At 68.9% G+C, this 22,086-nt stretch carries 20 protein-coding genes; 13 read left to right on the forward strand and 7 right to left on the reverse strand.

Annotated elements, in window-relative coordinates; translation table 11 throughout:
• Positions 1–68: 68 nt before the first annotated feature.
• Entirely contained in the window at positions 69–1,013 is a 945-nt protein-coding gene (gene ctlX / locus HZI36_RS20715; protein ID WP_179404530.1) for a citrulline utilization hydrolase CtlX, read from the reverse strand.
• A 68-nt stretch (positions 1,014–1,081) separates the two neighbouring features.
• Entirely contained in the window at positions 1,082–2,176 is a 1,095-nt protein-coding gene (locus HZI36_RS20720) for an ornithine cyclodeaminase (RefSeq protein WP_179404531.1), read from the reverse strand.
• A 208-nt stretch (positions 2,177–2,384) separates the two neighbouring features.
• Here HZI36_RS20720 and HZI36_RS20725 point away from each other — a divergent pair, with 208 nt between their 5' ends.
• Complete coding sequence (locus tag HZI36_RS20725; protein WP_179404532.1) at positions 2,385–2,816, forward strand: Lrp/AsnC family transcriptional regulator; 432 nt, start codon at positions 2,385–2,387, stop codon at positions 2,814–2,816.
• A 22-nt stretch (positions 2,817–2,838) separates the two neighbouring features.
• Positions 2,839–3,294 (forward strand): hypothetical protein, encoded by a 456-nt coding sequence (locus HZI36_RS20730; protein WP_179404533.1) that lies wholly within the window; start codon positions 2,839–2,841, stop codon positions 3,292–3,294.
• A 34-nt stretch (positions 3,295–3,328) separates the two neighbouring features.
• On the opposite strand, the gene HZI36_RS20735 is transcribed toward HZI36_RS20730, so the two are convergent.
• Positions 3,329–4,228 (reverse strand): LysR family transcriptional regulator, encoded by a 900-nt coding sequence (locus tag HZI36_RS20735; protein ID WP_179404534.1) that lies wholly within the window; start codon positions 4,226–4,228, stop codon positions 3,329–3,331.
• 123 nt (positions 4,229–4,351) lie between these two features.
• On the opposite strand from HZI36_RS20735, the gene HZI36_RS20740 reads away from it, so the two are divergent.
• On the forward strand, positions 4,352–5,116 hold the full coding sequence (locus HZI36_RS20740) for an SDR family oxidoreductase (protein ID WP_179404535.1): 765 nt from the start codon (positions 4,352–4,354) through the stop codon (positions 5,114–5,116).
• Between the two features lie 60 nt (positions 5,117–5,176).
• Here HZI36_RS20740 and HZI36_RS20745 read toward each other — a convergent pair whose 3' ends face one another.
• Both HZI36_RS20745 and HZI36_RS20750 read right to left on the reverse strand, forming a co-directional pair.
• Positions 5,177–6,604, reverse strand: a complete 1,428-nt coding sequence (locus HZI36_RS20745; RefSeq protein ID WP_179404536.1) for a sensor histidine kinase — start codon at positions 6,602–6,604, stop codon at positions 5,177–5,179.
• Positions 6,591–7,256 (reverse strand): response regulator transcription factor, encoded by a 666-nt coding sequence (locus HZI36_RS20750; RefSeq protein ID WP_179404537.1) that lies wholly within the window; start codon positions 7,254–7,256, stop codon positions 6,591–6,593. Before HZI36_RS20750 ends, HZI36_RS20745 begins: the two co-directional genes overlap by 14 nt.
• A 123-nt stretch (positions 7,257–7,379) precedes the next feature.
• Here HZI36_RS20750 and HZI36_RS20755 point away from each other — a divergent pair, with 123 nt between their 5' ends.
• The 3 genes from HZI36_RS20755 (at position 7,380) to HZI36_RS20765 (ending at position 12,038) form a co-directional block, all read left to right on the forward strand.
• A complete protein-coding gene (locus tag HZI36_RS20755) occupies positions 7,380–8,426 on the forward strand; it encodes an ABC transporter substrate-binding protein (protein ID WP_179404538.1) in 1,047 nt (348 codons plus the stop codon).
• Positions 8,427–8,490: 64 nt separating this feature from the next.
• Positions 8,491–9,801 carry an MFS transporter gene (locus HZI36_RS20760; protein ID WP_179404539.1) on the forward strand — a complete coding sequence of 437 codons (1,311 nt, stop codon included), beginning with the start codon at positions 8,491–8,493 and terminating at the stop codon, positions 9,799–9,801.
• Between the two features lie 227 nt (positions 9,802–10,028).
• Positions 10,029–12,038: a VTT domain-containing protein gene (locus HZI36_RS20765; protein WP_179404540.1), complete on the forward strand. Its 2,010-nt coding sequence runs from the start codon at positions 10,029–10,031 to the stop codon at positions 12,036–12,038.
• Between the two features lie 24 nt (positions 12,039–12,062).
• Here the strand turns inward: HZI36_RS20765 and HZI36_RS20770 are convergent, their stop codons facing one another.
• The gene (locus HZI36_RS20770) at positions 12,063–12,608 is read right to left on the reverse strand and encodes an arsenate reductase/protein-tyrosine-phosphatase family protein (protein ID WP_179404541.1); all 546 of its coding nucleotides are present in this window, start codon (positions 12,606–12,608) and stop codon (positions 12,063–12,065) included.
• Between the two features lie 152 nt (positions 12,609–12,760).
• Positions 12,761–13,708: a LysR family transcriptional regulator gene (locus HZI36_RS20775; RefSeq protein WP_179404542.1), complete on the reverse strand. Its 948-nt coding sequence runs from the start codon at positions 13,706–13,708 to the stop codon at positions 12,761–12,763.
• A gap of 175 nt (positions 13,709–13,883) precedes the next feature.
• On the opposite strand from HZI36_RS20775, the gene HZI36_RS20780 reads away from it, so the two are divergent.
• The 7 genes from HZI36_RS20780 to HZI36_RS20810 all read left to right on the forward strand — a co-directional run bounded on the left by HZI36_RS20780 (position 13,884) and on the right by HZI36_RS20810 (position 22,082).
• Positions 13,884–14,954 carry a 4-hydroxythreonine-4-phosphate dehydrogenase PdxA gene (locus HZI36_RS20780; protein WP_179404543.1) on the forward strand — a complete coding sequence of 357 codons (1,071 nt, stop codon included), beginning with the start codon at positions 13,884–13,886 and terminating at the stop codon, positions 14,952–14,954.
• A 68-nt stretch (positions 14,955–15,022) separates the two neighbouring features.
• Entirely contained in the window at positions 15,023–16,195 is a 1,173-nt protein-coding gene (locus tag HZI36_RS20785) for an L-rhamnonate dehydratase (protein WP_179404544.1), read from the forward strand.
• 2 nt (positions 16,196–16,197) lie between these two features.
• Positions 16,198–17,115: a dihydrodipicolinate synthase family protein gene (locus tag HZI36_RS20790; RefSeq protein ID WP_179404545.1), complete on the forward strand. Its 918-nt coding sequence runs from the start codon at positions 16,198–16,200 to the stop codon at positions 17,113–17,115.
• 73 nt (positions 17,116–17,188) lie between these two features.
• Complete coding sequence (locus HZI36_RS20795) at positions 17,189–18,481, forward strand: MFS transporter (RefSeq protein ID WP_179404546.1); 1,293 nt, start codon at positions 17,189–17,191, stop codon at positions 18,479–18,481.
• Positions 18,482–18,568: 87 nt separating this feature from the next.
• Positions 18,569–19,516 (forward strand): YncE family protein, encoded by a 948-nt coding sequence (locus HZI36_RS20800; RefSeq protein ID WP_179404547.1) that lies wholly within the window; start codon positions 18,569–18,571, stop codon positions 19,514–19,516.
• The gene (locus HZI36_RS20805; RefSeq protein ID WP_179404548.1) at positions 19,494–20,477 is read left to right on the forward strand and encodes an amidohydrolase family protein; all 984 of its coding nucleotides are present in this window, start codon (positions 19,494–19,496) and stop codon (positions 20,475–20,477) included. The genes HZI36_RS20800 and HZI36_RS20805 overlap by 23 nt, the downstream gene beginning before the upstream one ends.
• Positions 20,478–20,501: 24 nt before the next feature.
• Positions 20,502–22,082 carry an aldehyde dehydrogenase (NADP(+)) gene (locus tag HZI36_RS20810; protein WP_179404564.1) on the forward strand — a complete coding sequence of 527 codons (1,581 nt, stop codon included), beginning with the start codon at positions 20,502–20,504 and terminating at the stop codon, positions 22,080–22,082.
• The last annotated feature ends 4 nt before the right edge of the window (positions 22,083–22,086 follow it).

A 22,086-nucleotide genomic window follows, 5' to 3' on the forward strand; every position in this document is an offset into this window, starting at 1 on the left:
GTCAAACTCATTGTGCTAATGCGGATCCATTCACGCGGTGAATACCGCGGAGCGCATTCGCGCGGCGCTCATCGCCGCGACAGATGAATCCCCGCGAGCATGCATCGCACCGATCCGCCCGCCATCTCGATCGTCGGCACGTCGAGCGGCAGCAGGCGCGCGGACTGCTCGATCTGCGCGCGCTGGTCGTGCGTCAGGCAGTCGAACGCGCGCTGCGACAGCGCGAGCACGCGGCCGTCGCGGCCCGACAGCTCGAGCGCGTTGCCGGCGAAGTTCGCGATCTGCGCGGGCGTCAGCGCGATCACCGTGCGGCCGGTCTCGGCGATCCGGCGGCGGATCTCGTCGCGGCGCGCCGGGTTCGCGATCAGCTCGAGGCCGACCAGCGCGAACTCGGTCGCCACGCTCATCATCACGTTCGTGTGATAGATCGGCCGGCCGCTCGCATCGGCGGTGTCGAAGCAGATCGGCTCGAAGTTGAAGTGCGTGCAGAAGCGTTCGAGCGCGACCGGATCGGCGCGGCGCGACCGCGCGGCATACGCGATCCGCGCGACGTGGTCGAGCACCATCGCGCCCGTGCCTTCGAGGAACACGTCGTCGTATTCGAGGCCCGAGTAGTCGATCACGTCCTGCACCCGGTATTCGGCCTTCAGCATCTCGATCACGTCGCCGCGCCGCTCGCGCCGGCGGCTCGGACTGTACATCGGATACAGCGCGACGTGCCCGCCCGGATGCGTCGAGAACCAGTTGTTCGGGAACACCGAGTCCGGCGTTTCGCGCTCGCCGTGGTCGTCGAACACGTGCACGCGCACGCCGGCTTCCGTCAGCGTCTGCGCGGCCGTGCTCACCTCGTCGCGCGCGGCGGCGGACAGCGTGCGCGCGCCGTCGTCGCCATCGCTATCGGCGGTTGCGTTGCGCTGGAACGCGTTGTCCGCGGCGGTTTCGGGATTGGGAAGGAAGCGGTGCGGCCGGATCATCACGACGGCGGCCGGCGCCTGAATCGATACGGGGTTCATCGAAAGGGATGCGGGTGGCGAAGGTCTGCGGGGCGGCGGGGCACGCGCCCCGCCGGTTCATGACGCGATCAGCGCGCGAGTGCTGCATCGGGCTCGAGCGCGGCCTCGGCGGCCGCGAGCGGCGCCGGGCGGCCGGCGGTTGCCGACGGATCGTCGATCAGCGCGAACAGGTTCTTCGGATCGACCGCGGGCGGGATCAGCGCGATCTCGACGCCGGCGTTGTGCCGCTGCGCGAGCGCGTACAGGTAGCGCAGCGCGGAGAAATCCTCGAGCGCGAAGCCGACCGAGTCGAACACGGTGACCTGCGCGGCGTCCGTGCGGCCCGCCGCGTCGCCGCGCAGCACGCGCCACAGCTCGGTGACCGGGAAGTCGGCCGGCATCTGCTGGATGTCGCCCTCGATGCGCGACTGCGGCTCGAACTCGACGAACACCGGGCCCATCCGCAGCACGTCCGCGTGCAGTTCGGTCTTGCCGGGGCAGTCGCCGCCGACCGCGTTCAGGTGCATGCCGGGCTCGATCATGTCGGGCGTGACGATCGTCGCGTACGCCTTGTCGGCGGTCACGGTCGTCACGATGTCGGCGCCGCGCGTCGCGTCGTGCGGCGACGCGGCGCGCACGACGCGCAGCTTCGGCCACGCGGCAAGGTTCGCGACGAGCTTGTCGGTCGCGCGCGGATCGACGTCGTACACGCGAATCTCGTCGATACCGGCGAGCGTGTGGAACGCGATCGCCTGGAACTCGCTCTGCGCGCCGTTGCCGATCAGCGCCATCGTGCGCGAATCGGGCCGCGCGAGCGCGCGCGCGGCAAGCACCGACGTCGCGGCGGTGCGCGTCGCGGTCGTCAGCGTCAGCTCGGCGAGCAGCAACGGGTAGCCGGTCTCGACCTCGGCGAGCGCGCCGAACGCCATCACCGTGTGCATGCCGCGCGACGCGTTGATCGGATGGCCGTTCACGTACTTGAAGCCATAGTGCGTCGCGTCGGCGACCGGCATCAGCTCGATCACGCCGTCGTGCGAATGGTTCGCGACACGCGGCGACTTGTCGAATTCGTTCCAGCGCAGGTAGTCGGCGCGCAGCGTGTCGACGAGCTCGCCGAGGAAGCGGGTGATGCCGGTTTGCGCGATCAGCCGGGCGGTTGCGGGAACGTCGAGAAAGCGGGTCATGCAATGTCTCCACCAAGTTGGGATGCGGCGACGTGCGCCGTGTACTGGAGACATTATTTCCGGGACGACAGCCAACAAAAAGACAGCAAAAGTGTCAGATTTGTCCGGATGTTTGGCAAAATGCCGACTTGAATGAGCATAATGCTCGGAAATGCGGGTGCGGACGCGCTTGCGCACGGACAGGACGCACGACAGGAGGTTCGCCCCGATGATCACGCTGGACGACGTCGATCGGCAGTTGATCGGCTTGCTGCGTGACAACGCGCGGCTGTCGGTCGTCGCGCTCGCGAAGCAGTTGCGCGTCGCGCGCGCGACGGTGCAGAACCGGCTCGCGCGGCTCGAGCAGCACGGCGTGATCGTCGGCTACACGGTGCGGCTGAAGCCGGCCGCGGACCGGCACCGGATCCGCGCGCTGATGTCGATCGCGGTGCAGGGCAACCGCGCGGCCGATGTCGTGAAGGTGCTGCGCGGCCATCCGAACGTCGCGGCGATCCACAGCACGAACGGGCGCTGGGATCTGATCGCCGAGCTGCACGCGGATTCGCTCGAGCATTTCGATCGCGTGCTCGGAGCGATCCGGCTGATCGACGGGATCGCGAACACCGAGACGAGTATTTTGCTGTCGACGCACAAGGCGTGATGTGCGGCTTGGGAGGAGGGAAATGACAAACCGTGATCCGATCGATGTCGCAGATGGATTCGAGGTCAGGATCGTTCCCGATAAATCGGCGTATTTGATATTGATGCTGTTTGTTGCCGGTGCGCCACTGATGCTTTCAGTGATTGTGCTCGCTTTGAGTGGCGGCGCGGAGTGGGGACTCGTGACGGGCGCTCTGTCGATTGAAGCATTTATTTTTTATTATTTGAAGCGGCATTTGATTTTGCTGGGGAGAGGGCGAGTTTGCGTCAGAAAGGCGTTTTCTGAGATCGAATTTCCGGTTTCCGACGTGACGCACGTTAGATTGGAGGCTGGATTGAAAAAATACACCGATCGGTTCGGTCCTTTTTATCGATTGATATTTTCCGTGAAAGATGAGGATGTGGTGGTTAATGCCAAGATTTTCAAAATTCGGGATATTAACTCTATTTTGAATTATTTCAACAAGAGGGTGGTTTGAGTCGCCGTCATTGACGGCGCGTCTATCGCGTCGTTCACGCGTCCCAATACGGCGGATCGCCGAACGCGCTACGCAGGCAGTCCGAGAACGCGCGCAGCTTCGCGGACGGATGCCGCCCCTCCGGATGCGCGACGTAGATCGTTTCCGGCTCGGCCTGCACGCCGATGTCGATCACCTGAAGCTGGCCCGCGCGGATCGCGTCCCCGACAATGAAGGTCGGCGCATGCATGATCCCGAGCCCCGCGATCGCCGCGTCGCGCATCATGTCGCCGTTGTTCAGGCCGAGGCCGAACGTGCCGCGCACGATCGTGGCGCCGTCGTCACCGGCGAACCGCCAGTCCTCGACGCCTCGGTTCGAATAGAAAATCCCGCGATGCGCGCCGAGCTCGGCCGGCGACGCGGGCGTGCCGTGCCGCGCCAGATAGCCGGGCGACGCGACCAGCACGCGGCGACTCGTCGCGAGGTGCCATGCAACGAGGCCCGAATCCGGCATCGGCCCGTGCCGGACGACAGCGTCGTAGCCTTCCGCGGCGACATCGATCCGGCGGTCGTTCAGCTCCAGCATCAGCCGGATTTCCGGATGCTTCGCGAGAAACGGATAAATCGCCGGCCCGAGATGCATGCGGCCGAACGTGACCGGCGCGGAAATCCGCAGCGGGCCGACCAGCTCGCCGCGGCGCTCGGCCAGTTCCGCCGCTGCGTCCTCGACCTCGCGCACGATCCGCGACGCGCGCGAGAGAAACGCGGCGCCGTCTTCGGTCAGCGACAGCTTGCGCGTCGTGCGCCGCAGCAGAATCGCGCCGACCTCGCGCTCCAGTTCCGCCAGGCGCTCGCTGACGACCGAGCGCGACAGCCGCAAACGCCGCGCGGCCTCACTCAACGAGCCGCTCTCGGCCACCATCACGAACGTCGCGATCCCGTCGAGCTTCATCATTGTTCGGTTTTTCCGAAATGCAGAATGGGGATCTGAATACTACCGCGAACCAATCCGTGCGCCGATACTGCGTCCATGCATCACCTCCATCCATCGACTCGATTCATCAACAGGAGATTCATCATGGGACGTCTGGAAAACAAGGTCGCGATCGTGACCGGTGCAAGCTCGGGCATCGGCCGAGCGACCGCGAAGCTGTTCGCACGGGAAGGCGCGAAGGTCGTCGTCGGCGCGCGCCGCGAGCGCGAACTCGCCGAACTCGTCGCCGAGATCGAAGCCGATGGCGGACAGGCAGTGCGTCTCGCCGGCGACGTGCGGTCCGAAAGCTATGCGAAAGCGCTCGTCGACCTCGCCGTCGCGAAGTTCGGCCGGCTCGACATCGCGTTCAACAACGCAGGCGTGATCGGCGAGAGCGGCGCGAGCACCGGCGTGTCGCTCGACGGCTGGAACGATGCGATCGCGGTGAATCTGACCGGCGCGTTCCTCGGCGCGAAGCACCAGATAGCAGAGATGCTGAAGCACGGCGGCGGATCGGTGATCTTCACGTCGACGTTCGTCGGCTACAGCAGCGCGTTTCCAGGCGTCGCCGCTTACGCGGCGAGCAAGTCCGGGCTGATCGGGCTCACGCAGGCGCTCGCGGCCGAATACGGCCCGAATGGCATTCGCGTGAACGCGGTGCTGCCGGGCGCGGTCGAGACCGACATGTATCACGCGGTGAACGACACCGACGAAAAGGCGGCGTTCATCACGAACCTGCATGCGCTGAAGCGCGTCGGCCGGCCGGACGAGATCGCGCGGTCGGTGCTGTACTTCGCGTCGGACGATTCGTCGTTCGTCACCGGCACCGCGGCGCTGATCGACGGCGGGTTGTCGATCACGCGAACCTGACGGTGTGGGCAACTGACGTGGCGCGTTCAGGATGCCGCGCCCGCCGCCGGCATCTCGCGTTCAATGCACCGCGTCGACCGTCGACGCAGCGTGGCTGCCTTCCGCCCTCGGAAACGTCAGCGTCACCGCGAACCCGCCGGCTTCCGGAAACGCGAAGCCGATGTGCCCGCCGTGCGCTTTCATCACCTCCTGCACGATCGCGAGCCCCAGCCCGGAGCCGGTGCGGCGCTCGCGGCCGTCCGGGCCGATCCGCACGAACGGCTGCAGCGCAGCCGCCCAGTGCTCGCGAGCCATCCCGCGGCCGTTGTCGGTCACGGTCAACGCGACCGACTCGCGCGACGTCGCGACCGACACGGCGATCTCGTCCGCCGCGCCGTGCAGGAGCGCGTTGTGCAGCACGTTCGACAGCGCTTCCTGCAGGCTGATCGCATCACCGGCGATCGTCGCGCGCGCGGCATCGGCGTCGAACGACACGCGCACGTCGCGCGCATCCGCGAGCGGAATCGTGCGGCCGAGCACCTCCTTCGCGAGTTCGACCAGTTCGACCGGCTCAAGCGCCACGACTTCCGACCGATGGATCACCATCGCGTGGTTCAGCAACTGCCCGGTCAGGCGGCCGACGTCCGCACTGGTCGCGCGCAGCGCGTCGAGCCGCGCTGCCTGGCGCGCGGCGTCGGTCTCGCTGCGGAGCAGTTCGATCTGCGCGTCGAGCCGCGCGAGCGGCGTGCGCATCTGGTGCGCGGCGTCCGCGATGAAGCGCTGCATCGCGGCGATCCGCTCCGCGAGCCGGTGCATCAGCCCGTTGATCGCGCCGATGATCGCGTCGATCTCGCTCGGCGTGTCGACCGCGACGGGCCGCAGGTCGGCCGGATCGCGCGACGCGATGATCCGCTCCACCTGCACGAGCGGGCGCAGGCCGCGCTTGATCGCCAGGCCGCTCGCGCCGATCGCGAGCACGCTCATCAGCACGATCAGCGTCCACACCTTCACGCTCATGTCGATCGCGAGTTGCTGGCGCGCGTTCGTCGTCTGCGCGACCGTGACGAGCGCCCAGCCGGGCGTGCGCTCCTCGGGCATGTAGCGCGCGATCGTCGCGGTGCGGATGCGCCGGTGCTGATAGCGGCCGTCCGCGAGCACGACGCCCTGCCGCGCGGCGAGCGGGTTCGGCGGTCCGTCCAGATCGGCATAGCCCGCGACGGCGATGCCGCGCGAATCGACGACCTTGTAGTAGACGAGATCGTAGTTCGACAGCGACGACAGCGCGGCGACCGGCGGATTCAGCGCGAGCACGCCGCCCTGCACGTACAGGTTCTCGGCGACCTGGATCGCCGCGCCGGACAGCAGCTGATCGTACGCGCGCTCGGCGGCGACGCCCGCGTAGTAGCGCGCGATCGCCGCGAGCGCAATTGCTCCGGTCACGACGACGAACGCGATGAACAGCAGCGTGCGGCCGAACAGCGTCTTCGGGAACCAGTCAGCGCGTCGCAATCTGGTACCCCACGCCGCGCGCGGTGCGAATCTCGATCGCGCTGCCTTGCAGTTTCTTGCGCACGCGCGTCACGTACTGCTCGACCGCGTTCGGCGTCGGCTCGTTGCCGAAGCTGAACAACTGGTTCAGCAATTCCTCCTTCGAGAAGATGCGCTGCGGGCGGCTCGCGAGAATCTCGAGCAGCGCGAACTCCTGGCGCGACAGCGACAGCGGCTTGCCGTCGAGCGCCGCGAGCCGGCTGCTGCGGTCGATCACGAGGCTGCCGAGTGTCAGCGCGTCGTTCGCGTGGCCGCTGTTGCGGCGCAGGAGCGCCTGCACGCGCGCGTCGAGCTCGCGGTAGTCGAACGGCTTCACCAGATAGTCGTCGGCGCCGAGGCCGAGGCCGCTGACCCGGTCGTCGATCGCGGAGCGCGCGGTCACGAGCAGCACCGGCGTCGTGCTGCCCGACGCGCGCAGCCCGCGCAGGACCGCGAAGCCGTCCATCGACGGCAGCATCACGTCGAGCACGACGAGATCGAAGCGCTCGACCGCGAGCAGCCCGTGCGCGATCGCGCCGTCGGTTTCGAGATCGACCGCGTGGCCGAGCCGGGCGAGGCGGCTCTTGATCGCCGCGCCGATTTCCGCGTCGTCCTCGACGACCAGAATGCGCATGATGCGTGGGGCTCCTTTAGGGTTTTCCCGGGAGGGGACTGTCAGCATTTTCTCAGACTCGCTCGCTAACCTGTGCGCGAGCGGCATCCGAGACCGCGGCCCAGCACCGAGAAAGGAGACGGCATGGCACACCCGACACGCACGACGCCGTCGCCGCGCCGCCGCGCGCTGACGCTCGCCGGCCTCGGCCTCGGCCTCGCCGCCGCGTGCGCGCCGTCGCTCGTGCGCTCGCGAGCGCGCGCGGTGCGGATCTCGAAAGGCTATGGGGTGCTGTATCTGCCGCTGCTCGTGATGGAGCGGCAGCGGCTGTTCGAGAAGCACGCGGCACGGCACGGGCTGCGCGGCGTCAGCGTCGACTGGGTGCTGCTCGACGGCGGCAACTCGGTCAACGACGCGATGATGGCCGGCACGCTCGATTTCGCGGGCGCCGGCGCACCGGGCTTCATCGAGCTGTGGGCGCGCTCGCGCGGGATTCCGAACGTCGAGGTGATCGGCGTCTGCGGGCTGTCGACGACGTCGCTGTCGCTGAACACGAACCGGCCGTCGCTCGTGTCGCTGCGCGACTTCACGCCCGCCGACCGGATCGCGGTGCCGGGCATTCGCACGTCGCTGTCGGCGGTCGTGCTGCAGATGGTCGCGAGCCGGCTGCTCGGCGCGCAGCATTTCGCGCATCTCGACTCGATGACCGTGAACCTGCCGCATCCGCAGGCGATGCAGGCGCTGATCCGGCGCGAAGCCGGCATCACCGCGCACTTCACGTCGCCGCCGTTCTCGACGCTCGAGCTGCACGCGCCCGGCATCCATCGCGTCGTGAATTCGATCGACGTGCTCGGCCCGCTGACGCTCGACGTCGTGTTCGCGCCGAAGCGGCTCGTCGATGGCGAGCCCGCGCTCGCGGCCGCGTTCGTCGCCGCGCTCGACGATGCGAATCGCGTGATCGCGCAGGATCCGGGTACGGCGGCCGCGCTCTATGCCGCGACGTCGGGCGTCGGCGTGTCGCGCGACGACGTGCTGCGGATGCTGGCCGCGCCCGAGACCCGTTTCTCGGTGCGGCCGAGCCAACTGATGGATTACGTCGAGTTTCTGTCGATGGTCGGCACGATCAAGACGAAGCCGCGTACGTGGAACGACATGTTCGCGCCGGCGCTCGACGCATTCCGGCCCGCGTGAGCGCGGCCGGCCGATGCATGCACAACCGTTACCGAACCCCGGAACAAACAGAGAGGAGTCCGATTTGAACACCACCAAAACCGTTGATGCCGCGTCCGCCGAGGAGCAGCATGTGATGTCGAAGATCGCGCGGCGCCTGCTGCCGATCCTCGTCGTGATGTTCCTGATCTCGTTCATCGACCGCCAGAACGTCGGCTTCGCGAAGTTGCAGATGGTTCGCAGCCTCGGGATGAGCGAGGCCGCGTTTGGCCTCGCGTCGTCGCTGTTCTTCATCGGCTACCTGCTGTTCGAGGTGCCGAGCACGCTCGCGCTGCATCGCTTCGGCGCGCGGGTGTGGCTCGCACGGATCATGCTGACGTGGGGCGCGATCACGGTGCTGATGGGCTTCACGACGTCGATGTCGGCGTTCTGCGGGCTGCGCTTCGCGCTCGGCGTCGCGGAGGCCGGCTTCTATCCGGGCGTGATCTACTACCTGACGCTGTGGTTCCCGCAGAGCTACCGCGCGAAGGTGCTCGGCATCTTCACGCTCGGCAGCGCGCTGGCGAACATGCTCGGCTCGCTCGTCGGCGGGGTGCTGCTGAGCCTGAACGGCGTCGGCGGCCTCGCGGGCTGGCAGTGGGTGTTCATCGCGACCGGCCTGCCGGCGGTGCTCGTCGCGATCCTCGTGTTCAAGGTGCTGCCCGCATCGTTCAGCGAAGCGCGCTTCCTGAACGCGCGCGAGAAGGCACTCGTCGCGGCCGCGCTCGAGCGCGAGAAGCCGGCGCACGCGGAGCACGAGCATCCGTGGAAGGCGCTGCTCGATCCGCGCGTGATGCTGTTCGCGGCAACGTACATGCTGATGTCGACGTCGCTGTACGGCGTCACGTACTGGCTGCCGACGCTCGTGAAGTCGTTCGGCGTGTCGAGCACGACGAACGGCGTGCTGAGCATGCTGCCGTGGGCGCTCGCGGTGCTGCTGCTGATCTGGCTGCCCGCGAAGCTGCGCCGCTCGAAGAGCATTCTCGGCGCGATCGCGCTCGTCGCGGGCGTCGGCGTGGTCGGTTTCACGCTGAGCCTCGTGTTGCCGACGACGCCGCTGCGTTTCGTCGCGCTCGTGCTCGGCGGCGCGTGCATTCCGCTCCTGTATCCGTGCTTCTGGTCGATGCCGCCGCGCTATTTCTCCGGCGCGCGCGCGGCGGCGAGCGTCGCGGCGATCAACTCGATCGGCAACCTCGGCGGGTTCTTCAGCCAGAATCTGATGCCGTTCGCGGGGAAGGTCAGCGGCACCGCGTTCGGGCCGATGATCGTGCCGATCGTGTGCCTCGCGATCCTCGGGGTCGGCGCGTTCGTCGCGTGGCGCAACGGAGAGCGGCGGATGGCGGTGGCGAGGGTCTGACCGCGCGGCGGTGCGTGACGGCGCCGCCCCTGCCTGCCGACGTTGCTTCCGCTTCTCCGACTCGTTTCCCCGACTCGTTTCCCCGACTCGATCTGCCCGACGGCGAATCCGGGCTAAACTGTCCGACCTCCTTCAAGCGCAACCGTCACCGCAGGAGCGTGCGCGATGATCGATTCTGCCGTCCTTTCCACCGTCTCCCCCGCCGCCGTCGCGCGGGCCGACGCGCGATGAGAGCGGAAATCCTCGCGTGGCTCGGCGCGGTCGGCGCCCATCCGGCGCTCGTGCTCGCGATCGTGTTCGCGACCGCGTGCGGCGAATCGCTCGCGCTGATCGGCACCGTCGTGCCGGCCGGCCTCGTGATGTTCGCGGCCGGTGCGCTGATCGGCGCCGGCGCGCTCGACGGCTGGACGACCGTGCTCGTCGCGGCGGCCGGCGCGATCGTCGGCGACGGCGTCAGCTACGAGATCGGCCGGCGTTTCCACGGCGAAATCGCCGCGTGGGCGACGCGCGTCGGCCGCGCGTCCGCGTACGCGCGCGGCGAGCAGTTCGTGCATCGCCACGGCGCGATGAGCATCGCGCTCGCGCGCTTTCTCGCGCCGGTGCGCGCGGTCGTTCCGGTCGTCGTCGGCTGGATGCGCATGCCGCGCCGGCGCTTTTATCCAGTCAACGTCGCGTCCGCGCTCGCATGGGCGCCCGCGCACATCGCGCCCGGGATCGCGTTCGGCGCGTCCGCGGCACTCGCCGAAGCGGTCAGCGCGCGCCTCGCGGTGATCTTCGTCGTGATCGCCGCGCTGATCGCCGCAGTCTGGTTCGGCGTGCGCGTCGCGGCGACGCGTGGCGTGCCGCTCGTGCTGCGCGCCGCGTCGGCCGCCGGGCGCGGATTCGCGCGCCGCTGGCCGGGCGCCGCCGAGTTCGTGCTGAGCCGGCTGCGCCGCGTGCCCACCGCGGTCGCGGCGCTCGCGGTGCTGTTCGTCGCGAGTATCTGGCTGTTCGCCGGCGTGCTCGAGGACATCATCTCGAACGACCCGCTGATGCGCGCCGACACCGCGGTGTACACGTTCCTCCAGGCGCTGCGCACGACGCCCGTGGACGGCGTGATGACCGCGCTGACGGTGCTGAACGGCCGCGACACGGGCCTCGTCGTTGCCGCCGCGTTCCTCGTCTGGCTCGTGATCCATCGCTGCTGGCGGACCGCCGTGTGGTGGCTCGTCGCGGTCGGGATCGCGGTCGTGCTCGTGCCGGGGATCGACGGCGCGTCGAACGGCGCGCTGCCGCTCGCGTGGCAGCCCGGCAGCCCGCATGCGCCGCTGCCCGACAGCGACGCTGCGTTCGGCATCCTCGCATATGGCTTCATCGGCTGGGTGCTCGCGCGCGGCCGGTCGGCGGTGTGGAACACCGGCGTCGCGACCGCGGTCGCGCTGTGGATCGTGCTCGCCGGCTTCGCGCGGCTGTATCTCGGGCAGGCATGGCTGTCGGGGCTGCTCGGCGGCTGGAGCCTCGGGCTCGCGTGGTTCGCGGTGCTCGCGGGCGCGTACGCGTACGGGCGGATTCGCGACAACGTCGAGCCGAGGGGCGCGCTCGTCGCGGTGACGGTCGTGCTCGCGACGGCCGGCGTATGGACGGTCCCGCAGCAGTGGCGCGCGGATCGCGAGGCGCGGCTGCAGGCGCGCGCCGTGGTGGCGATGACGGTCGACGAATGGAGGAGCGGCGGCTGGCAGCAGGTGCCGATGCGGCGGACCGAGATCAGCGGCGATCGCGAGGAATTCCTGCCGCTGCAATGGCGCGCGGCGTCCGACGCGCTCGACACGCATCTCGCGCACGCGGGCTGGGAAAGCGCGCCCGCGTGGTCGGCGCGCACCGCGCTGCGCTGGCTGCTGCCGCAGGCGCCGGCCGACAGCCTGCCGGTGCTGCCGCGCTATTCGCAGGGCGCGGGCACGCACCGCGTGTTCGTGCGGGCCGACCCCGCGCAGCCGGGCACGCGGCTCGTGCTGCGGCTCTGGCGCTATCGCTACGTGCTCCAGGATGCGCACGGCACGCGGCCGCTGTGGTACGGCGCGCTGTATCGCGAGACGCTGCGCCGCCCCGCGCATCTGCTGACGATCGCGCGCACGACGACGATCGACCGTGCGCCGGACATCGCCGCCGCGCTGTCGGTCGACGCGCCGGTCGTGCATCCGCCGGCCGGCGCGGCTGACGTGCCGGCGGACGTGCTGCTGGTGTCGACGCCGGACAACTGAATGCGCCGGCGCCGCGGCGCGCCGTTACTCCTTCGCCGGCGCGGCGGCCGCGACCTTGTCGAGCGCGGTCGGGATCAGCTTGTCGAGCGTCGCGACGACGCCTTCGTAGAACTCGAGCGGCTTGCCCCACGCGTCCGGAATCTCGGTCGACTGGCCGGTTGCGTATTCGGACAGCGTGAACACCTTGCCCGCCGCCTGCGGATACAGCTTCAGCACTTTCTGCTTGTGCGTTTCCGTCATCGTCAGGATCACGTCGGAATGCTTGACGTCGTTCGCGTCGAGCTGCGTCGAGCGATGCGCGGACGTGTCGATCCCGCGGCGCTTCATCAGGATCACGCCGTTTTCCTCGGGCTTCACGTCGTACGGATCCTCGTCGACCGCGCGCGAGATCACGGCGATGTGCGCATGGCGCTGCGCGATCAGCTGATCGGCGATCGCCTCGGCCATCACGCTGCGGCCGGTGTTGCCGGTGTCGACGAACGCGACCTTCTTCGGCTCGTCCGCGAGCGCGACGGACGCGCACGTCACGCCGAGCAAGCAGAGCAGCGCGGCGATTGTGATTTTTTTCATGTTTTTCTCATCGAGGAGGTTGGGAATGTCTCGGTATGGCGGCATCGGGCCGCCCGGGCATCATGCACGCCCGGGCGCGGCGGAAAAAAATTAATGGGGCGAAATGGCAAGAGTGTGTCGCTTTGGCGCAATTTGCCCCCGTCAACGGCACGTCATGCTCGCGCCGTCTGCTCGCCCACCTCCCGGTGGAACAACGCGAGAAACTGCTGCGCCGGAATGCTGAGCGGCCGATCGCGCCGCACGAGACTGCCATACGACGGCAGCTTCTGCGCGAGCGTGTAGTCGACGATCGCGACGAGCCCGTGCTCCGCGTTGCGCTGCGCGACCGTCAGCGGGATCACGCCGAGCATCCGCGAGCGGTCGACGAGGTTCATCGTCGTCAGGATCGAGCCGGTTTCGATCAACCCGCGCGGCATCGGCTGGTGATGCATCCGGAATTCGCGCTCGACGACCTCGCGCGCCGGACTGCCGCCCGGCTGCAGAATCCACGGATAGTCGAGCAGCGCGTCGAACCCGACCGGCCCCGCGCCCGCGAGCGGATGATCGCGCCCGGACACGACCGCGAGCGCCTCGTCGTCGACCGCGCGGAACTCGCAGTCGCTGCCGACGTCGCGGCCGATCACGACTTCCAGCACGCCTTCCTGCAATTGCGGCATCAGCCGGTCGCTGGTGTCGACCGCGATGTCGATCGCGAGCAGCGGATAGCGTGCCTTCAACTGCACGAGCGCCTCGGTGAGCCGCCCCGGCGACGCGGCCATGATGCTGCCGATCGCGAGCCGTCCGGTGCTGCCGAGCTGCAGTTCCGCGAGCTCGCGGTTCAGCGCCTCCATGCTGCCGCGGATTCCGCGGAAATAGCCGAGCACGCGCTCGCCGGCCGGATTCAGCACGAGCCCGCGCCCGACCCGATCGAACAGCCGCTGGCCGAGCGCGCTCTCGAGCTCGGCCAGCATCTTCGTCGCGGCCGGCTGGGTCAGGCCGAGCCGCTCGGCCGCCGCGCGCAGCGTCGAGCACTCGTCGATCGCGAGCAACAGCGCGATCTGACGCATTCGCAACCGGTTCAGCAACTGCGGCGTCGAGTCGCGTTTGTCGATCGAGCCCATTTTTGATTACCTCAAGTTATCGATTCATCAAGAGTTTTCAATTTACCGACTCGATCCGTCTACCTAGCATGAACCCCATATGACGAACGGCCGACTTCCGGCGCCAAAAGCGGAGACGCATTATGCAGATGAATTCAACGGTCGCGCACCGCGCGGCGTCCACGGGAGAGCCCGCATGACGACCTCATCGACGCTGCCCGCGACTTTGCCGGCGACTTTGCCAGTCGTCGCGCTGACGCTCGGCGACCCCGCCGGCATCGGCGCCGAGCTGATCGCGAAGCTGCTCGCGCGCCCCGACGCGACGTCCCGCGCAAACCTGGTGCTGATCGGCGACCGCTGGCTGTGGGAGGCCGGTCAGCGCGTCGCCGGCGTGCGGGTCGACGTCGAGCCGATCGCGTCGCTCGCCGCCGCGCGCAACCGGCCGTCGACCGCGCGCCCCGCGTTCGTCGAGCTCGACACGATCGACCCGGCGCAGGTGACGGTCGGCGAGGTGGGCGCCGCGGGCGGCCGCTCGGTGCTGACGGTGCTGAACCTTTGCATGGACGCCGCGCTCGCCGGCGACGTCGACGCGATCTGCTTCGCGCCGTTGAACAAGCACGCGATGAAGCTCGGCGGCCTGAAGCACGAGGACGAGCTCCATCACTTCGCCGAATATCTCGGCGTGACCGGCTACTTCTGCGAATTCAACACGCTCGGCGAGCTGTGGACGTCGCGCATCTCGTCGCACGTGCCGCTGAAGGACGCGCCGGGCTACCTGAGCATCGAGCGGATCGAGCAGGCGGCCGAGCTGATCTACCGGTCGCTGCTCGCGAACGGCATCGCCGCGCCGAAGGTCGCGATCGCCGCGTTCAACCCGCACGGTGGCGACGGCGGCAGCTGCGGCCGCGAGGAGATCGACATCATCGAGCCCGCGGTGAAGAAGCTGCAGGCGCGCGACTGGCCGACCGACGCGCCGTTCCACGGCCCGTTCCCGGCCGACACGATCTTCCTGAAGGCGCAGGCCGGCGACTACCAGGCGATCGTCACGATGTACCACGACCAGGGGCAGATCGCGATCAAGCTGCTGGGCTTCTCGCGCGGCGTGACCGTGCAGGGCGGGCTGCCCGTGCCGATCACGACGCCCGCGCACGGCACCGCGTACGACATCGCGGGCCGCGGCAGCGCCGACGTCGGCGCGACCTGGCAGGCGTTGCAGATCGCGTGCCGGATGGGCGCCGCGCGCCGGCAGCAGACGATTTCCGCGTAACGGCTCATCGGCCGCTCGCGATTCACGACAGACCTCTCGCATCAGATCGAATCTCAGGAGACACCGCAATGAAGATCAAGTCCGTGCGCGCACGCGTATTCCAATGGCAGGGCAAGACCGTGCCGCCGCAGGGCAATTTCTGCTCGAACGCGATGGACCTGCTGTACGCGCCGCAGGAGACGATGAGCACGTTCCGCTTCCATTCGTGGACGGTCGTCGAAGTCGAGACCGACGACGGGATCGTCGGCCTCGGCAACGTCGCGCTCGCGCCGCACGTCGCGAAGGCGATCATCGACCAGTACCTCGCGCCGCTCGTGATCGGCCAGGATCCGTGGGACTACGAATACCTGAACCAGCGGATGTACCGCGCGACGCACGCGTGGGGCCGCAAGGGGATCGGGATGGCCGCGATCTCGGCCGTCGACATCGCGATCTGGGACATTCTCGGCAAGAGCGTCGGCAAGCCGGTCTTCAAGCTGCTCGGCGGCCGCACGAAGGAAAAGATTCCCTGCTACTACTCGAAGCTCTATCGCACCGACCTGAAGGAGATGCAGGCCGAGGCGCAGACATTCCTCGACCAGGGCTTCCGCGCGTTCAAGATGCGCTTCGGCTACGGCCCGGCGCACGGGCAGCAGGGCGTCGTCGAGAACCTGAAGTCGGTCGAGGCGGTGCGCGAAGTGATCGGCTACGACAACGACCTGATGCTCGAGTGCTACATGGGCTGGAACCTCGAGTACGCGAAGCGGATCCTGCCGAAGCTCGAGAAGTATCAGCCGCGCTGGCTCGAGGAACCGGTGATCGCCGATGACATCGACGGCTACGCGGAGCTGAACCAGCTGACCAGCATCCCGATCTCCGGCGGCGAGCACGAGTTCTCGCTGTACGGCTTCAAGCAACTGCTGGACCGCAAGGCGGTGTCGGTCGTCCAGTACGACACGAACCGGGTCGGCGGCATCACGATGGCGCACAAGATCAACGCGCTGTGCGAGGCGTACAGCGTGCCGGTGATCCCGCACGCGGGCCAGATGCACAACTATCACCTGACGATGAGCACGCTCGCGTCGCCGATGAGCGAGTACTTCCCGATGTTCGACGTCGAGGTCGGCAACGAGCTGTTCTATTACATCTTCGACGGCGAGCCGGTTGCCGAGAACGGCTTCCTGCAGTTGCGCGACGACGTGCCGGGCCTCGGTCTCACGCTGAAGACTGAATTCCTCGACCAGTTCGAGATCGTGGAGTGATCATGAAAGCTCGTTACCAGGGGGTGTTCCCGGTCGCGCCGACGATCTTCGCCGAGGACGGCGCGCTCGACCTCGACGGCCAGCGCCGCTGCCTCGACTTCATGATCGACGCAGGCTCGCAGGGGATCTGCATCCACGCGAACTACTCGGAGCAGTTCGCGCTCGGCGACGACGAGCGCGATCTGATCACGCGCACGACGCTCGAGCACGTCGCCGGCCGCGTGCCGGTGATCGTCACGACGTCGCACTTCAGCGCGCGGATCTGCGCGGAGCGCAACCGTCAGGCGCAGGCGCTCGGCGCCGCGATGGTGATGGTGATGCCGCCGTATCACGGCGCGACGTTCCGCGTGTCCGACGCGCAGATCCACGCGTTCTTCGAGGAAGCGACCGCCGGCCTCGACATCCCGCTGATGATCCAGGACGCGCCCGCGAGCGGCACGACGCTGTCCGCGCCGTTCCTCGCGAAGCTCGCGCGGCAGATCCCGGCGGTGTCGTACTTCAAGATCGAGACGGCCGGCGCCGCGTCGAAGCTGCGCGAGCTGATCGCGCTCGGCGGCGAGGCGATCGAAGGCCCGTGGGACGGCGAGGAGGGGATCACGCTGCTCGCCGATCTCGACGCGGGCGCGACCGGCGCGATGACGGGCGGCGGCTATCCGGACGGCATTCGCCGGATCACCGACGCGTACTTCGCGGGCAACCGTGACGAGGCGGTCGCGCAGTATGCGCGCTGGCTGCCGCTGATCAACTACGAGAACCGCCAGTCGGGCTTCCTCACCGCGAAGGCGCTGATGAAGGAAGGCGGCGTGATCGCGTGCGACAAGCCGCGCGCGCCATGGCCCGAGCTGCATCCGCAGGTTCGCGCGGGGCTCGTCGACGCCGCGCGCCGGCTCGATCCGCTCGTGCTGCGCTGGGGCCGCTGACGCCCGTTCGTCACGGCGTGACAGGCGGTCCGTCAGAAGACCGCCGCCGCCGACCACCAAGACTGGAGACATCATGACCATGCTGAACCCGGCCAACCCGGCATACGACGCCGGCGAAGCCGTTCCACGCCGCCGCTGGCTGCGCGTGATTCCGCCGCTGCTGCTCGCGTGCATCATCTCGTACATGGACCGCGTGAACATCGCGTTCGCGATGCCGGGCGGGATGAACGCCGATCTCGGGATGGACGCGACGATGGCCGGCCTCGCCGGCGGGATCTTCTTCTTCGGCTATCTGTTCCTGCAGATTCCGGGCGGCCGCCGCGCGGCGCTCGGCAGCGGCAAGAAATTCATCGCGTGGTCGCTCGTGAGCTGGGCCGCACTGTCCGTCCTGACGGGCCTCGTCACGCATACGTGGGAGCTGCTGACGCTGCGCTTCCTGCTCGGCGTCGCCGAGGGCGGGATGCTGCCGGTCGTGCTGACGATGGTCAGCAACTGGTTCCCCGATCGCGAGCGCGGCCGCGCGAACGCGATGGTGATCATGTTCGTGCCGCTCGCCGGGATGATCACCGCGCCGCTGTCCGGCTTCATCCTCGCCGCGTACGACTGGCGGCACCTGTTCTTCAGCACCGGCGTGCTGTCGCTGCTGTTCCTGACGATCTGGATACTGTTTGCCGACGACGGCCCGGAAACCGCGCGCTGGGTGTCGCCGCGCGAGAAGGCGTACATCCTCGACGCGCTGCGCGAAGAGCAGGAGCGCAAGAAGGCGGCCGGCACGCCGAGCGCCGCATCGTTCGGCGCGATGATGGGCAACCCGACGATCTGGCTGCTGATCGCGATCAACTTCTGCTACCAGGTCGGCATCTACGGCTACACGATGTGGTTGCCGACGCTCCTGAAGAACCTCACGCACACCGGGATGGGCAAGATCGGCCTGCTCGCGATGGTGCCGTACGTCGCGATGATCGTCGGCATGTTCGCGACGTCGTATCTGTCCGACCGCACCGGCAAGCGGCGCCTGTTCGTGCTGCTGCCGCTCGTCGGCTTCGCCGCGTGCCTCGCGCTGTCGGTGCTCACGCAGGCGACGATGCTCGTGTCGTTCGCATTCCTGATCGGCTGCGGCTTCTTCCTGCAGGCGGCGGCCGGCGTGTTCTGGGCCATTCCGCCGAAGCTGTGCAGCCCCGAGACCGCCGGCAGCGCGCGCGGCCTGATCAACGCGCTCGGCAACCTCGGCGGCTTCTGCGGCCCGTACGCGGTCGGTGTGCTCACGCAGCACGTGAGCTCGGCGGCCGGCGTGTACAGCCTCGCGATCACGCTCGCGGTCGCCGGCCTGCTCGCGCTGACGCTGCCGAAGCGCTGCGAGGACTGACGCGCGGCCGCGCGAACGCAACGCCCCCACACTTGCCGCGGCGCGACGCACGTGCCGCGGCGGAACTTCGAAGGACGGAGACTCACGATGAACGACATCCTGCTGCTGGTGCAGAAATGCGCGCACACCTTCAGCTTCTATGATCTCGAGACGAAGGCGGCGCTCAAGCACATCGTGCTGCCGAGCTTCCCGCACGAGTTCACCGTCGACGCGCAGCGCCGCTTCGCGTACGTCGGCATCTTCGGGATCGAAACCGCGTGGACGCGCGGCCTGGACGGCGATCACCGGATCGCCGAAATCGATCTGCACGAGCGCAAGCTCACGCGGATGCTCGACCTGTGGCCGTACTACCGGCCGCACGGGATGGCGAGCGACGCCGACGGCCGCCTGTACGCGATGAGCGAGGCGAGCGACATGCTGCTCGTGTTCGATCGTCCGCGCGAGCAGGAGGTGCCGAACATGGCAGTGCCGTCCGGCGGCGTGAAGACGCACCTCGTCACGCTGACGCGCGACGCGAGCCGCGCATACGGCGTGCATCTGCTGTCGAACACGGTCACGCAGTTCGATCCGCGCGACGCGACGGTGACGCCGCGCGCGGTGATGCCGGGGCCGCGCCCGGAAGGCAACGCGCTGTCGAGCGACGAAAAGACGCTCTACGTCGCGAACCGCGGCGACGACACGCTCGTCGCGATCGACACCGCGACGATGGCCTGCGGCCGCCGCGTGAAGACCCGCAGCGATCCGAACCGCATCTACCGGACGAGCTCGGCCGACGGCCGCGACCTGCTGCTGCTGACGAACTCGGGCGAGCAGTCGATTTCGGTGTTCGATGCCGAGCGGCTCGAGGAAATCGAGCGCGTCGCGCTGCCGGCGAACCCGACCGCGCTGTCGTTCCATCCGTCGCGGCCGGCCGCGTACGTGTCGTTCCAGGACGATTACGTGCGCGAGCTCGATCTGACGTCGTGGCGCTTCGTCGGCGAGATGCCGACGCTGCGCGAGCCGGACGCATCGTATGTGCTCGCAGGCGGCCGCTGATCCGCGCGCCGGCGACGCGGCGCCCGCATTGCCCGGCGCGATCGTCGATGCGCACCATCATCTGTGGCGGCTCGGCGGCGAGGTCCGCTATCCGTGGCTGCAGGGCGCGTACGACCCCGAGCATTTCATCCTCGGCGACTACGCGGACCTGTGCAGCGACTTCGGCGTCGACGAGTTCCGGCGCGCGACCGGCGGCGCGCCGGTCGTCGCGAGCGTGCACGTCGAGGCCGAATGCGCGCGCGGGGATGCGCTCGCGGAAACGCGCTGGCTGCACGACGTCGCGGCGCGGCATCCGATTCCGTCGGCCGTCGTCGCGTGGGTCGACCTGCTGGCCGGCGACGCGCCCGAGCGTCTCGCCGAGCAGGCCGCGTATCCGCTCGTGCGAGGCGTGCGCTTCAAGCCGCGCACGTCGGCGACGCCGGACGCGGCGATCGACGGCCCGGGCACGCTCGCCGACCCGCGCTGGCCGAGCGCGCTCGAACGGCTCGCCGCGCACGGGCTGAGCTGGGAGCTGCGCGTGCCGTTCTGGCATCTCGACGAAGCGGCCGCGCGGCTCGCCGATGCGCCGGCCGTCGACGTCGTGCTCGAGCACGCGGGGCTGCCGTGGGACCGCTCGGACGCGGGCCTCGCGCGCTGGCGGCGCGGAATGGAGGCGCTCGCGGCGAACCCGCGCGTGTCGGTGAAGCTGTCCGAATTCGGGTTGCGCGACGCCGGTTGGAACGACGCGGAGAACCGCCGGATCATCGGCGACACGATCGCGATTTTCGGTGCCGGGCGCTGCATGTTCGCGAGCAACTTCCCGGTCGCCGGATTGCGGATCGCGTATCCGGCGCTGGTACGGATGTTCGCGGCCGCGCTGGCGGACGTCGGGCTGAGCGACGCCGCGCGCCGTGCGGTCTGGCATGACAACGCGATCCGGGTCTACCGGATCGACCTCGACGAACCTCGACGAACCTCGTAAACAGGACACACGGACAGAACGATGATGCAGATCACCGGAGAGATGTTGATTGGCGGCGCGTCGGTGCGCGGTACGCATGGGACGATGTTCGCGTTCGATCCGGCGCGCGGCGAGCCGCTCGAACCGCCGTTCGGCGCGGGCGGCGCGGATGACGTCGATCGCGCGTGCCGGCTCGCGCGCGCGGCGTTCGACGCGTTTCGCGCGGCGCCGCTCGACGTGCGCGCGCGCTTTCTCGAAACGATCGCCGAGAACATTCTCGCGCTCGGCGACGCGCTGATCGAGCGCGCGCATCGGGAGTCGGCGCTGCCGGTCGCGCGGCTCGAAGGCGAGCGCGCGCGCACGGTCGGGCAACTGCGGCTCTTCGCGGCGCACGTGCGCGACGGGCGCTGGCTCGCCGCGACGATCGATCCCGCGCAGCCGGAGCGCAAGCCGCTGCCGCGCGCGGATCTGCGTCTGCAGAAGATCCCGGTCGGGCCGGTCGCGGTATTCGGCGCGAGCAATTTCCCGCTCGCGTTCTCGGTCGCGGGCGGCGATACCGCGTCCGCGTTCGCGGCCGGGTGCCCGGTCGTCGTGAAGGCGCATCCCGCGCATCTCGGCACGTCGGAGCTCGTCGGGCGCGCGATCGAGCAGGCGGTGCGCGCGTGCGGGCTGCCGGAAGGCACGTTCTCGCTCGTGATCGGCGCGGGCAACGCGATCGGCGAGGCGCTCGTCGCGCATCCGGCGATCAGGGCGGTCGGCTTCACCGGCTCGCGCGGCGGCGGCCTCGCGCTGATGAACGTCGCCGCGAAGCGCCGCGAGCCGATCCCGGTATATGCGGAGATGAGCAGCATCAATCCGTTCTTCGTGCTGCCGGGCGCGCTCGCGAAGCGCGGCGAGGCGATCGCACGCGGGTTCGTCGATTCGCTGACGCTCGGCGTCGGGCAGTTCTGCACGAATCCGGGGCTGGTCGTCGTGCTCGACGGGCCGGATACGCAGGCGTTCGTCGACGCGGCCGCGCAGGCGCTCGCGCAGAAGGGCGCGCAGACGATGCTGACCGCGGGTATCGCGGCCGCGTATGCGAACGGCGTCGCGGAGCGCGCGACGGGCGCGGGCGTGCGTGCGCTCGCGCACGGCGCCGAAACCGGCGCGAAACACGCGGCGCGCGCGGCGCTGTTCGTGACGACGCAGCAGGCGTTCGTGTCGAATCCGCCGCTCGAGGACGAGATTTTCGGGCCGACGTCGCTGATCGTGACCTGCAGGAACGTGGACGAGATGATCGCGCTCGCGGAGCACGTCGAAGGGCAACTGACCGCGACGCTGCACATCGACGCGGATGACGTCGCGCTCGCGCGGCGCCTGCTGCCGACGCTCGAACGCAAGGCGGGGCGCATTCTCGCGAATGGGTATCCGACGGGCGTCGAGGTGTCGCACGCGATGGTGCACGGCGGGCCGTTCCCGGCGACGTCCGATGCGCGCACGACGTCGGTCGGCACGATGGCGATCGAGCGCTTCCTGCGGCCGGTCTGCTATCAGGATCTGCCGGCGGCGCTGCTGCCGGACGCGTTGCAGGACGGCAATCCGCTCGCGCTCTGGCGCGTGTGGGACGGGAAGCTCGGCAACGCGTGAGCCC

This window comes from Burkholderia guangdongensis (assembly GCF_013403875.1).
In the GTDB taxonomy this organism is placed as follows: domain Bacteria; phylum Pseudomonadota; class Gammaproteobacteria; order Burkholderiales; family Burkholderiaceae; genus Burkholderia; species Burkholderia guangdongensis.